The following is a 13,722-nucleotide window of genomic DNA, read 5'->3' as shown; positions in this document are numbered from 1 at the left end:
AAAAACAATGACATACGCAGCCTTCGTCAGTCCCGCAAAAATCCTGTCATCGGCGAGGACGCTTCCCCGCCTGTTTCCCGCACTCTTCCCAGGCCGGAGCGATAAGCTTCCCGCCCCGCCTCAATTGCCTTGCGAAACGCCTGGGCCATCAGAGGAATCTTCCCTGCTGTGGCAATTGCCGTATTTGCCATCACTGCCGCCGCTCCCATTTCCATTGCCTCACAAGCCTGGGAGGGCCTGCCGATTCCTGCATCCACAATAATCGGCAGATCGATTTCATCAATCAGAATCTGAATAAATTCCCTGGCGGCAAGCCCCTTATTGGAACCAATGGGCGCAGCCAAAGGCATCACTGCCGCCGCTCCTGCCTGCACCAGATCCCTTGCAATGTTCAAATCAGGATACATATATGGAAGCACGGAAAAGCCTTCCTTTGCCAGTAATTCCGTTGCCTTTACCGTTTCCTGATTATCCGGAAGCAAATATTTGGAATCCCGCATAATTTCCACTTTTACAAAATTTCCGCATCCAAGCTCTCTGGAAAGCCTTGCAATCCGCACTGCTTCTTCGGCAGTTCTGGCTCCAGAGGTGTTGGGCAAAAGGGTCACTCCCTCTGGAATAAAATCCAGAATATTCCCTGCTCCGTCAGAGTTGGCCCGGCGCACTGCTAATGTGATAATCTCTGCCCCGGCCTGCTCAATAGCTGCCCGAATCAGCTCCACGTTATATTTTCCAGAACCTAAAATAAATCTTGAGGTAAATTCCTGACCTCCCAAAATCAACTTGTCTTCCTTTTGATTATTCCATGTGCTTTTCTCTTCTCCCATTTTTTCTTATTCCTTTCTTCTGTCATCCGGACGTTTCCCCCAGCATCAGCCGGATCGCCATGTTTGCCTGATGGGCTGCACACACCATCACCCGTGAAGGCATCAGGCAGACGCCGGAGGCCAGATCTGTTTCTCCGTCGCCGCAAAGATATAACCGCTTCATTTTCCTCTGGGTGACAATGGTATTTGCCGAGGAACATCCCGCCATACCGTTTCCGGAAATCACCACTGTATGAGGACATTGCTCTAAGACCGCATTCACCAGCATTGCTTTCTGTCCCGGTTTGTCAAATGCTTCACAGAGGATCGGGTATCCCTGAAATAATCTTCCCGCATTCTCTGCCGTCACCTTTTCCCTGACTGCTGTCACTTCCAGATAGGGATTAATTTTTTTTAAAATCTCCGTCAGCGCTTCTGTTTTCTCCCGGCCCAGATGGGTAAGATCATAAGCCTGCCGGTTCAGATTGGTAAGCTCTATCCGGTCAAAATCCACCAGAAATAATTTTCCCACGCCTGCTCTTGTCAGCATCACGGCAATCTGGGAACCCAGGCCTCCTAGGCCTGCAATTGCCGCAGAGCCGCCAGAAATTTTCTCATACATTTCCGGGGTATACCGTTCCAGCAGCGCTTCCTTTAGCTGCCGGCGGCTGATGTGTTTCTTTTCAGATTCCAAAGCCGCTTCGGGCTCCGGGGACGTCCCCTGCCCGCTTGCTGCTTTGGTTTTAGCGTACTCACAGAACAATTTTTCTCTTCCCATCAGCCCCCTCCCACAAAACTCACTACTTCCAGCTTATCTGTTTCACTGATCCAGGTTGCTTCGTAAGCGGCTTTGGGTATAATTTCACCGTTTTTTTCTACTGCAATTCTTTCTGTCTGAAATCCCTCCTGCTGCAGTAATTCTAACAGGGAAATCTTACCAGGCACTTCTTTTTCCACTCCATTCAATGTCATTCCATTCCTCCTGAACTTCTTTATGGGCCGAGTGCGGCTGCGCAGCGACATGGGTCACTGCCTTTTCCAATTGAACAAAAAAAGACCGCCACAAAGGAATTACACCCGCGGTGGTGTACCCCTTCGTGTGGTCTTGTCCTGAAACTTTTCCAACACTCTGCCTGAAATTATAAGTCATATTGTTTCAGCTGTCAAGAGATCACAGCTCTTTCGCATCTTACAGCTATTTTAATTAAAACCAACCACTTTCTGAGATATCTTATAAGCGGCAACCGAAATCTTCCTTCCGCCCTTTCCCGGCAGGTTCATAGCCTGCCCCATAATTCCGTTCCTGAGATGCCAGAACAGCCGGATATCATAATTTTTCAGATATTTCCAAAGCTCTCTCTTCTTCTCAAGATTCTCCTTCGTGCCGGAACGGATCAGCATAATTGTAGAAACAACGGTTATAATTTCCAGATAATTGAACATATATTTCCGCAGCCTGCGGTTGGGAAGCTTCCACAAATCCACCGTTTCCACCATGATTTTATTTACTTTAATCTGCTGATCGATTCTCTGAATCATTACCTTTTCATTGACAGACTGATCGTCCCTTCCAATATAATAGCGGTAGAAATCCACATTCAGATAATACATATTCTTAACGTAAGGCAGGGGCACATACACAAAGAGATTATCCACATAAAAAGTATGCTTCGGCAGCTCCAGTCCGCATTCCCGCAGCAGTTGGGTACGGTAAATCACAGAATGCATCAGGATATACTGCCCCTTGCGGAAATGCTTTGCATCGTTCCATCCAAAAACCCTGCCTTCCGGCAATGTTCCTGTATATTTCATTACTTTTTTGCGCTTTGCACCTTCTTTTTCATAGACAAAATTGCTGATTAACATATCCAGAACGGTTTTTCCGCCGGACAGCTCCCGCAAAGTGGAAAGGATTTTCTGATATGCTTCCCCATCTACCCAGTCGTCACTGTCCACTACTTTGAAATACAGTCCCGTAGCGTTGCGGATTCCGGTATTCACCGCTTCCCCGTGTCCTCCGTTCTCCTGATGAATGGCTTTCACAATGGCAGGATATTTCTCAGCATAGGCGTCTGCAATTTGTGCCGTCCGATCCTTTGAACCGTCGTCTACCACAATAATCTCCACATCCTCCCCGCCCGCCAGCAGAGATTCTATACAATGCTCCAAATAATCTTCTGAATTATAGCTTGGAATTGCAACAGATAGTAATTTCATTCCTCTTCTCCTTTGTCCTTGCATTCACTGTTCTAAAACGATACTTTCTTATTATACACAATTTATTCCGAGAATCAAAATTTTTTCTATTAATATTTTTATAAATATCTTCCATACAAAAACCTTACAGGAAATAAATTTGTTCATATATTCTTTACACAATTCTCATATTATGAACACACCGAAGTCACATTTTACGTCTATACTAACAACCATAGAAGAAAAACATTACTTCTTTCATAAAATGAATATCTTTTTCATAGCCTTGCCCGCCAGGGCAAGGTCCTCCCGATAACATAGTGTATCCTCACTTTTTTATATAAATCTTTTTCATATGAAAGCCGGTGCAGCTAACGCACCGGCTCCTCTTTTCTTCTCAGCCGACAACACAGGCAAACCATTCCATACTTTCATACCTTTCCGGCATATCAAATGTTCCTCCACTGCGGTGAACACTTCCAAATTGCCCTCCATATCCACATACAGCATGCCCGTTTATGAACCACCCGAAAATTTCTCATTTCCAAGGCGGATGTTTATATATTTTGTATATGCGCCAAAAGCCGCCGGAATAGGATAGCGCTCCTCCGACTCCGCCTGTTCCACAAACATCATATTCCCCTTCTGTTCCGCAAGCTCGTCCACACGGATCACATATCCTGTCATATGCCATTCCACATGGGAAAAAATATGCTTTGCCGGTTCTAATTTCCGGATGCGGATGGGGGATAAATTCTGTTCCTTCAGCCAGAGAAGGGCTTCCTCTTCAGACAGATGGCCGCTGATATTGGGAAATTCATACAGACCTGCCAAAAGCCCTCGGGAAGGCCTTTTGCGAAGGACGATTTTTTCTTCATCCTGTATGATAAACACCGTCTTTTCTTCAATCTTTCTGGGCTTGGCTTTGCTTTTTACCGGAATTTCACTCCAAAGATCCTGCCTGTATGCTTCACAAAAATCCTGCCAGGGGCACTTGTCACACTGAGGCGCACCGCCTGGCAGACAGACCGTAGCCCCCAGCTCCATCAATGCCTGGTTGAAGGGGCTGGCCTGATCTTTTGGTATGATTGCCTGCAGGGCGCCTTCCACCTTTGTGCGGAAAGACTGCTTCATAATGTCGGAATCATCTGCAGACACTCTGGTAATGACCCGCAGTACATTCCCGTCCACAGCCGGAACCGGAATCCCATAAGCAATGGAGGCAATGGCTCCTGCCGTATAATGGCCGACGCCCTTTAACTTTAACAGCTTCTCATAATCTGCCGGCAATTGTCCGCCATGCTCTTTTATCACTGTTCTGGCTGCCTCCTGCATATTCCGCGCCCGGTTGTAATAGCCTAAGCCTTCCCATAACTTCAGCAGCCTTTCTTCCTCACATTCCGCCAGGGAAGATATCTCTGGCAGCGCTTTGATAAAGCGTTCAAAATACGGTTTCACTGCTTCAACCCTGGTCTGCTGAAGCATAATTTCTGATACCCAGACATGGTAGGGAGTTGGATTTTCCCGCCAGGGCAGGGTTCTTGCATTGTTCTGAAACCATTCCAGCAACGGCTTCACGGTTTGTTCTAATGGAAAGTTCTTTATCATAAGGTCCCTCGATTCGGCATTATTCTATCATAAATTGTTGGCTGCAGTATGAAAGCGTACTAGAAAAGTACATTTTTCAAGCACGCTTTCATCTTAGATCAGAACATGAATTTTTTCAAGTCACAATTGCATGTTACACTGCAACACGCTCCAGCCGTTCTCCCATTCGGCTTAAAATCTCATTGCTGATAGTTCCTGCCCACCCCGCCATATCCTCCGCTCGGATTTCCAGTTCCCCAGATGTTCCAATCAGCACGGCTTCATCTCCCGGCGCCGCCTGTTCAACGCCGCTGAGATCCACCAGCATCTGATCCATGCAGATACGGCCAATTACCGGAGCCGCCTTGCCATTGCAAAGCACCTGGCCCCGATTGGATAAATTGCGGGGAATGCCGTCAGCATAGCCAATGGACAATACGCCGATTTTCTGAGTTTTCCCGGCGCTGTAAGTCAGCCCGTATCCTGCGCTTTCCCCCTGATACAGCATTCTCACGCTTTCCAGCCTTGCTTTTAAGGAAAGCACTGGTTTTAAATCCACCGATGCATTGACCCTGTCATTTTTCTCACTTAAAATCCCATACAGTGCAATACCGGCCCTGGCGTAATCAAAACACAGCTCGGAATAATTTAAAATCCCATAGCTTCCCTGCAAGTGGCATTTAAATCCGTCAATTCCTCTCCTGTGAAGCTCTTCCACCACGTATTCAAAATGATGGATCTGCTCTAAGGTATACGCCTTTTCTTTCGAGTCCTTTCCGTCTGACACACACAGATGGGAATATACGCCCGTTACATTCAAATTGGGAATCCGGAATATTTTTACAATTTCCTCCAGATTATCCCAGCGTTCCCCCAGACGGTGCATGCCTGTGTCAATTCCGACATGAACCGTGAATCTTCTGCCGTCACGCTTCAGTTCCTGTGCATAATTTCCGTCTACCACGGTTTGAGTTAAATCATATTCTATCAAATCGCCAAACTGCTCTGGGTGGGTATAGGCCAGCACCAGGATTTCTCCGTCAATTCCGCTTTTGCGAAGTTCTGCCCCTTCTGCTGCAGAAGCAACGCAGAAGCTCTTCACTCCCTGCTTCTGCAGCGCCTTTGACACCAGAACTGCCCCATGGCCGTACGCATTGGCCTTCACTGCCGGCATCAAAGCACAGTCCGGCGGAAGCAGAGCGCGGAACTGTTCCATATTATGTTTTAAATGCTCCATATTAAGTTCAATCCATGCCCGTCCTTTTTGATACATAATCACACCTCTATGTTCTGTTTTTCACAAATCGCATTCCTTCTGCTGTGCAAAAGGAGAGAACCAGCGTTACCAGACAAACCAAAAGATAATGCACCAGTGACTGCTTCACCATCAAATCCGTCATCTTCACTGCGCCTGCCATGCCCCGCACCAGAATAATGCTGATGGGATGAATGATATACACGCACATAGACAAATCCCGCACAATCTCTGCAGATACGCCTTCCAGCCCAAGCAGCAGCTCAAACAGGAAAAACATCACTGGAATCAGCATCAAATACATGCTGTTATGCTTCTGCCACTCCATAGCAAAGGTCAAATATCCTTCCGCTAACATTCCCGCCATGGAAACGGCAAGCCCAACAGCCGCTTTCTGCGTTTCCATTTCCACCTTCCCATTGGCCAAAAGCACTCCCATCCACAGAAATAACGGCGCAAAAAAGATTCCGTTTCTGGTATAGGAACTAATGCAGAAAATTCCCTGGTAAATCATTTTCAGAACCGGAACCTGGCTGATCAGCTGATAATAACTGTCTCCCGCCGTCCCAATCAAATACAGAAGAAAAGTAACCAAGGATATGGCCATTGGGCTTAGAAGCCGCATGCATCCGGCCAACAGCAGACACCCCAAAAGCACAGCCGGCAGATACCAGAGATGGTAAAATGTTCCGTCAAAAAAGATTTCCTTCAGCCATCCTCCCAGGCCAATGTTCCACTGTTTGGCATAAATTTTTACAGGCAGATACAGGCAAGTTGCCGCGCCGTACAAAAGAGCCGTTTTTTTCAGAAATTTCCCTAATTTTAACGATGCCTGCTCCGCCTGACGTGAATTTCTTCCTATAGATTTCTGATAGGGAGCCAGTACAAAAAATCCGGTTACCATCAGGAAAAAAGGCACTGCAACCCTTCCAATGCAATACGTTACAAGAAAATCTGCAGTTTCACTGAAAGACTGCAGGGGCGACGTGTGAATAGCCACAATCAAACATGCAGCAATCAGCCGGAACTGATCAATTGCGCCGTAATTTTTTATTCGTCTCATGGTCCCTCCCTTTGCGCTGAAAATCATTCTGTCTCATAAAGCGGCGATGGTGATGATAAATCCATCTGCATTGTTTCCGGAAATTACTGTCTGCAGTTCTGCTTCTGCCCCAATGCCCGAAAGGCTGTGTTCTCCCGTTTTTTGCAAAGCAGTGAGTCCCTTCCATTCCGTAACAGCGCCCCGCGCCCTTACATATCCGATTCGGTACTGTTTCCAGGTCAGGGGATGCACTGTCAAGTCAAACTGTTTCAGCCACTGAATATATTCCTCCAATGCCAGCCCTGTTTTTTCCATGATCTTTGCATGAGGGGTTCCCACATACCTAAAATGCCAGGGTTCTGAGCCGATTCCCGTAATTTTCTGCTTCTCCGTTTTGTAACGTTCCACAAAGCCATAGGCAGACGCCCGCTCCCGGAATCTCTGGCAGATTCCATATCTGGGAAATTCCGGCCTGATAAAATCAATCTCCGGCCGATTCTCTGCCAAATCCATGGCAAGTCCTGTCTGGTGCTCGCTGTGATCCGGAAACGCCACATATGTTTCTGTAAATTCCCTGCCGTTTTCCATCAGGGAATTTTCAAAAATCTCTTTCTGTTCTTTCTTTGTGCGGTATCCGCTGACTCCTGCAATTTCCCCAGGTTTCTGATGTATTTGGCTTTCTCTTTCTACTGCCGTCTGCGCCCGGCGCCTGAAAGATTCCCAGGCCTGTTCTGTATCTCCCGTAATTTCTTTCAACAGCAGCTGCAGCATTTTTGCGCTTTTCTTTTCCATCAGAATTTCCGGCTGTTTGGGAAATACAGAGCACAGCTCTTCCCTGGAAAGCCGGTATCTTACCGGATGCTTTTGATTTACCAGTACAAGATTGCCCTGATAAATCTGTTCTTCCTTGAGCAGTATACCGTCTGAACTGCTTCTGTACAAAAACACATTCCTTTTTTCTTTTTCCGCCAGCATGGTATGTTCCATAATGTTTCCTCCTAGTCCCTTCCAGATAATTCCAACAAACGTGATAACAGCTCTTCAAAAGAAACTCCTGCTGCTTTCATCATATTGGGATAACGGCTGTGGGAGGTGAAGCCGGGAATCGTGTTGACTTCATTAAAATAAATCTCCCCTGAGGGCGTTAAAAACATATCCACCCTTGCAAAATAATTGCATCCAAGCCCCCTGTAAATGATTTTTGCCGTCTCCTGGATCTCTTTTGCTTTCTCAGGGGAAATCCGGGCAGGCACATGTATTTTTGAGGTTTTTAACGTGTATTTCTCCGTATAGTCAAAAAAACCTTCCGACAATTCGATTTCATCCACTGCGCCTGTCATCAATTCTTTCGTTCCAAGCACGGCGCAGCCCACCTCAAATCCTGCTATCATTTCCTCTAAAATCACAGAAGAATCATATTCAAAGGCATGTTCCACTGCCAGGCGCAAATCCTCGGCTTTTTCCACTCTGGTAATTCCAAAGGATGAGCCTGCCCGCAGAGGCTTAACAAACAGGGGATATCCCAGTTCTCTTCCTTTGATTTTTATGTCCATCAGATTCAAATCTTCTCTGGGAATTGTGTAAGACCTGGGAACCTTTACTCCCTGTTCCCCTGCCAGCCGGTGGGCCATTTCTTTATCCATACAAACAGCAGAACTCATTGTGCCGCATCCAATTACAGGAATCTCCGCCAGCTCCAGCGCTCCCTGCACCGTTCCGTCCTCCCCGTTTCTTCCATGCAGAATGGGCAGCGCGCCGTCTAAGGAAATCTCTTCCGTTTCCCGCCCCTTCATCAAAAGAATTCCGTGCAGCTCCTTATCAGGAGAAACAACGGCAGGAATACATTCCTCCTCATTGTACCAGCTGTCTCCCTGAATATTGACCGGATCTCCCTGATACAGATACCATTTTCCTGTTTTCGTTATTCCAATGAGAACAAGCTCATATTGTTCCGTGTCAATGTGGGTAATGACTGCATATGCTGATTGAAGGGAAACTTCATATTCACTGGAGCACCCTCCAAATAAAACCGCTATTTTCTTTCTGTTTTTCATTTCCATAACTTATTTCTCCTTTTGTATTTTTCTTTATCTTACCCTCGGGAAATGACAAGCCAGTGACTTTCCTGTGACAAAATTGTCATTTAGCTCGCAGGTATGAAAAGTCCCGCCTGTTTCATAAATTAATTCTACGAAACAGGCGGGGCTCTTGTCTTAATATTCTGTTGTTTCTTTCCTAAGAAAAGATTAAGTCTTTTTCATGTTTTTCTGAAGGCCGCAGGCGGAAAAAGCCAATTCCTCCATGCAATTATTCCCAGCGTTTTCCAGTTGTTTGATATGTTCTGCCTCCTTGCATGAAAGCTATCGGGAAATGATTAGCATCCCACAATATATACTTTCCTTCTTTGGGCATTGCAGCAATATGTCCTTTCGTAAATTTTATTTTCCTGCTGCCCAGTATTTTTCTTTAGTATATCCCAGAAAAAGCATTTTGTACATGAGAAATTAATTGCAACTTACTTGAGCAGCTCTCTATTTTAAAAAGAATTGAAGCTGCAACAAATGACGAAGCTGCATGAAAACAACTTGCCATCAAAAGACAGCATATGATTTACAGTAATCGGAAAAATGAAAACAAAACCCCTGCTTTGCATATCAACGATACAAAACAGGGGTTTCACTTTCATTTTTTATGTATGCTTACCATACAGTAACTTTGATATAAATTTTCTTCACAACGCCATCTGCATTGGTCGCTTTGATTAACTTCGCATATCCCTCTGCATCACTGTCTGTGATTTCGGCTGTAATAGACGTATCTTCAAAAACAAAGCTTAATTTGGACAAAATCTCTTCCTCTGTCACATCTTCATTCCGTTCAATCCTAAGAACCGCACGCTTTCCGATTTCATTCTCTTCGCTTTCATCATATACGATTTCCTGTGTCGTCCACCAGTCTTCGAGCCCTGCGTCTGCAGTAACTGTATCAATGCTGAATGCATTGGAAAGTTCCTGGTATTTATACAGAATTTCATAAAGGCTGCCACTTGCTGTTTGATAACTTTCTGTATTTGTTATCTGATCTAAGTTGGTTATAATACCATCTACAGCAGCTTTATCTGCCGTAATTTCCGAATTTTCTACAAACAGACTCATCCAATTGCTGCAATTCTGCGCCAGGTTCGACAATTCTACCTGTGCCTGATTTGCCAATATCTGTACCCATACGTCGCAGACAAGTCCTGTTGCAGTGTCTGTGACATGAATCACATAAGCATATTCTGTTTCGGCTGTGGCTTCTAACACTGCTGTTGAGCCTTCATAAGCTTCAACACTGGGATTTGCCAGCTCTTCCCCAAAGTTAAGGCTGCACCGCATAACAGAACGCACTCTGGTAAGATTATCGTCTTCGTCATATTCATTAACAACATCCCTGGAATACTCTATTAAATTGTCCGCTTTCAGGTAGAAAGAGCTTATTGCATTGTTCAGCGTTTTCTGAATCTGCTGCAATCCATTTATTACAGCTCCTATGGCATCCAAATTCGCTGCAGACTCCACCTGGCTTTCCAATGCTGCAATCTGTGCAGCAACTTCCGTTTTTGCTGCATTATCAGAGAATCTCAATAAATATCTCTTTACTGACGCGGCGTTTTCTAACGCCTCTGATTTCTTCCTCTCCAGATATTTAGCGTTCAATTCCTCTTCGGAAAGGCCGATATCCCCTGTATTACCTATAAAATTGCTCACGATGTTTTTGGGAATAATCGTATGGGTTCTGGAATCATAATCGCACACATACCACAGATTTCCTTTTTGGTTGGGACAATGGTATACATAAGAGTTTGAACCAATAGTCACCCGTACCCTTATGGATGATTTTCCAAACATTTCTGAATCCACTGTTTCTCTTTGTGAGAAATTGTGGATATAGAACCGGTAAACCCCATCTGTTTCTTCATAGATGGTGGTATGCTCCGGCCCTTCATAATCTGTGTCATCTACGTCTAAATCCGCCATTTTCTTTCCATTGGCATAATAACTTTCATCACCGTAATACACATGGAATTCTCCATCGCCGTCCGCCCTTGGCCCTACCAAATGAGAATCAATATCCGCGCTGGCTCCGGAGGCTTCCGTTCCCCAGGTTAAGGTAAACTGCACCCGGCCCCGGCCGGTAACCGTTTCCATCTTCTGGTCCACTACGCATTCAGGCAATGTGATAAGATACGGATAGGCCACTACAATATCAACGCTGGAAGAATTATACCGCTCTTCGCCTCCGGTTAGATTTTGCCGCAGATCTAATACTTCTACCGTATAAATTCCTGCCGGAACGTTGTTAAACTGATACTTTCCTTCTGCATCCGTTTCAGTTGTCATAAAAGCTTCGCCTAATACATTGCCGGCGCCTTTTCTTAATTTTACCTGGAATCCGGCGGATACCGGCTGTGCAGTCAAGCCAATCCTTACCAACCCTGTAATGGAAGGCGCAGGTTCGCGCGCTGCAAGTTCATTGCTTAGAAGGATGGTTGTGCCGCATGCATATCCTTCTGCCTGGTTGCTGGTGATTACAACATTCTTAACATTTGCCTGATAGCCCTCTTTCTCTGCAATCAGCCAGTAATTTCCAACTGTGGCGTTTTCTATCCGAAAGCTTCCCATACCGTCTGTGACAGCGGAGCTTTCAATTCCCTGAAGAAAGGTTTTGTAATTTTCTTCATTTATGCCGCGGTTTCCATTGGAATAAGGCAGCAAATATATTTTTGCATTTGCAGAAGCTTCCTCTACCGCCTGTTTTTCTCCAGTGCTTTCACTTTCAGACGCCCTTTCTGCCTCTTCTGGAGTTACTATGTCTGGATTCTCTGGCTCTGGTTCTTTCAAATTATACTCATTGACGTTGCCTGATACATTCACTTTCTGGCTAATGCCCAGATCCTCTTTCATTTCGGCGGGAATATTCACAACATCATTGTCCGAAATAATTGTCACGGAAATACATCCCAGGCCCCAGATGGAGGGCATGCAGGATTTATTATCAATGTTTGCCCTGGTATGCTCCCCGCCCGGCAGGATTGTCATATCCCAGGATACGCTTGCCATAATCCGCAGCTCTGTTTCTGCTACTATGGATGAGTCCGCTGCCTGGGCGCCCAGCGTAACATTCACATACTCTGTTCCCTTAATATTCAATGCGGTATTTCTTCCAGGAACATTTAAATCTTTCACATATCCATTATTTTCCAGCGTAAACTGCTGGTTTCCGCTGTTGCTCAGATTGATGGTTGCGCTTCCGTTCCTGCCCACTACAATCCGGCCTTTTGACGCATTGAAATACACCACATTCAGGGAATTTTCCACATATGTATTCTGTGCAATGGCGTTTATTGTCACTTGCTTGAATTTGCCGTTATTGTCCACATCTGCATTTGGCGCATTGATCTCCAAAGTCTTGCTGCTGTAATCTCCTTCCGGAATTACAATTTGCCCGGCAGCGTTTGAAGTATATACAATACTGCTTACCATTTTGCTGGAAAGAGCCTGATTAAGCTCTGTCTGATTGGTGACATCGCCTTTATAGGCAACCTTTACGCTACAGGCTGCGCTTTTGCCGTTGGAAGCGGACGCGGTTATATTCGCTGTCCCTTCTCCCACTGCCTTAATGGTTCCGTCATTGCTTACTGTTACAACAGCTGGTGCAGAGGATTTCCAGGTAATTGTCTTGTTGGTTGCATTGTCAGGCTTTACAGTTGCTGACAATTTTTTCGATTCACCTGGCAGCAGGCTTAAGCTTGTCTCATTCAAAGCAACGCTTCCTACTGCAATATCAGGATCTGATGGCGGCGTAACTACTTTTTTTCTCTTTACCGTCACTTTGCAGGTTGCAGATTTTCCCGTTCCGTCTGCTGCTGTCACTGTAATTTTCGCATTTCCGGCTTTTACTGCCTTGAGTTCTCCTTTGGAATTTACCGTAACCACAGATTTCTTGGAAGATTTGTAGATAACTTTTTTATTGGTGGGCTTTTTGGGCGACACCGTAGCTTTCAGCGTAAGCTTTCCGCCCTCTTCCAATTCCACGGATTTCTTATTTAATTTCACGCTGGTCACAGGCTTTCCCACTACAATCTTGCAGGTGGTTTTTATTTTTGTTCCTGCAAGTTTAGCCGTAATGGTAGTCTTTCCATTCTTTTTCGCCTTTACCTTTCCCTTTGAGGAAACTGTCGCAACCTTCTTGTTGCTGCTGGTCCATACTACCTTTTTCTTCTTCGCCGCTTTATTCTTCGACGCTTTTAACTGTACGGACTTTCCCTTTTTCATTGTATAAACCGACTTATTCATTGTCACCTTATACTTGGGGGATGATTTTTTGGCTGCCTGGGCTGTGATGCACTGGCCTGCGGTCAGACATACCAGCAACAGCAGCAAAAGTGCCTTTCTCCATTTCTTCATAAATTTTCTCCTTTTTGAAAGATTATAACTGCAGCGTCCTAAAAGTCTTCCAGTTTGTACAGACAATGATTTCTCTGCAGCAAATTAATTTGAAATATTCAGGAATATGCAATTATTATATTTATGATAAGTTACCCCTCCCCAAATTGTCAACACGATACTGGAAAATTTGTGAAAATTTTGTGAAAAAGTAGTCAGAGATTCATTTCTGTTTTTTTAAATTTCTTCTTCCCTCATTGCTTTACATCCAACTTCATATCATCAAATCTGGCATTTTTTTGATGCCGATATTTTAAGAGAAGATTCAGTTCGGATTTCCATGTAAACTTTTATGTTTTTGATAATCAAGGAAACAAATTAGCAGATAGTACAAGCGATGAATACAAA

Annotated in this window: 10 protein-coding genes; all 10 read right to left on the bottom strand. The window is 45.1% G+C overall.

The window, feature by feature from the left end; genetic code table 11:
* Window positions 1-26 precede the first annotated feature (26 nt).
* A complete protein-coding gene (locus E5329_RS02135) occupies window positions 27-827 on the bottom strand; it encodes a thiazole synthase (RefSeq protein WP_135987936.1) in 801 nt (266 codons plus the stop codon).
* Window positions 828-849: 22 nt separating this feature from the next.
* Complete coding sequence (gene thiF, locus E5329_RS02130) at window positions 850-1,584, bottom strand: sulfur carrier protein ThiS adenylyltransferase ThiF (RefSeq protein WP_135987935.1); 735 nt, start codon at window positions 1,582-1,584, stop codon at window positions 850-852.
* On the bottom strand, window positions 1,584-1,778 hold the full coding sequence (thiS, locus tag E5329_RS02125) for a sulfur carrier protein ThiS (RefSeq protein WP_135987934.1): 195 nt from the start codon (window positions 1,776-1,778) through the stop codon (window positions 1,584-1,586). The genes thiF and thiS overlap by 1 nt, the downstream gene beginning before the upstream one ends.
* A 228-nt stretch (window positions 1,779-2,006) precedes the next feature.
* On the bottom strand, window positions 2,007-3,023 hold the full coding sequence (locus E5329_RS02120) for a glycosyltransferase family 2 protein (protein ID WP_135987933.1): 1,017 nt from the start codon (window positions 3,021-3,023) through the stop codon (window positions 2,007-2,009).
* A gap of 495 nt (window positions 3,024-3,518) precedes the next feature.
* Window positions 3,519-4,610: an A/G-specific adenine glycosylase gene (gene mutY / locus E5329_RS02115; protein ID WP_135987932.1), complete on the bottom strand. Its 1,092-nt coding sequence runs from the start codon at window positions 4,608-4,610 to the stop codon at window positions 3,519-3,521.
* Window positions 4,611-4,743: 133 nt separating this feature from the next.
* On the bottom strand, window positions 4,744-5,862 hold the full coding sequence (gene vanT, locus E5329_RS02110; protein WP_135987931.1) for a serine racemase VanT catalytic subunit: 1,119 nt from the start codon (window positions 5,860-5,862) through the stop codon (window positions 4,744-4,746).
* A gap of 10 nt (window positions 5,863-5,872) precedes the next feature.
* Window positions 5,873-6,907, bottom strand: coding sequence for an acyltransferase family protein (locus tag E5329_RS02105; RefSeq protein ID WP_168356484.1), 1,035 nt, complete (start codon window positions 6,905-6,907; stop codon window positions 5,873-5,875).
* A gap of 33 nt (window positions 6,908-6,940) precedes the next feature.
* Window positions 6,941-7,873, bottom strand: a complete 933-nt coding sequence (locus E5329_RS02100) for a D-alanyl-D-alanine carboxypeptidase family protein (protein ID WP_275442923.1) — start codon at window positions 7,871-7,873, stop codon at window positions 6,941-6,943.
* An 11-nt stretch (window positions 7,874-7,884) separates the two neighbouring features.
* Window positions 7,885-8,940, bottom strand: coding sequence for a D-alanine--D-serine ligase VanG (gene vanG / locus E5329_RS02095; RefSeq protein ID WP_330571903.1), 1,056 nt, complete (start codon window positions 8,938-8,940; stop codon window positions 7,885-7,887).
* Between the two features lie 645 nt (window positions 8,941-9,585).
* Window positions 9,586-13,335, bottom strand: a complete 3,750-nt coding sequence (locus E5329_RS02090) for an Ig-like domain-containing protein (RefSeq protein ID WP_135987928.1) — start codon at window positions 13,333-13,335, stop codon at window positions 9,586-9,588.
* Between the last annotated feature and the right edge of the window lie 387 nt (window positions 13,336-13,722).

The sequence above is a fragment of the Petralouisia muris genome, from assembly GCF_004793545.1.
In the GTDB taxonomy this organism is placed as follows: Bacteria; Bacillota; Clostridia; order Lachnospirales; family Lachnospiraceae; genus Petralouisia; species Petralouisia muris.
Note: the sequence above shows the minus strand (reverse complement) of the source record. Positions and strands in the feature narration are given on the sequence as shown.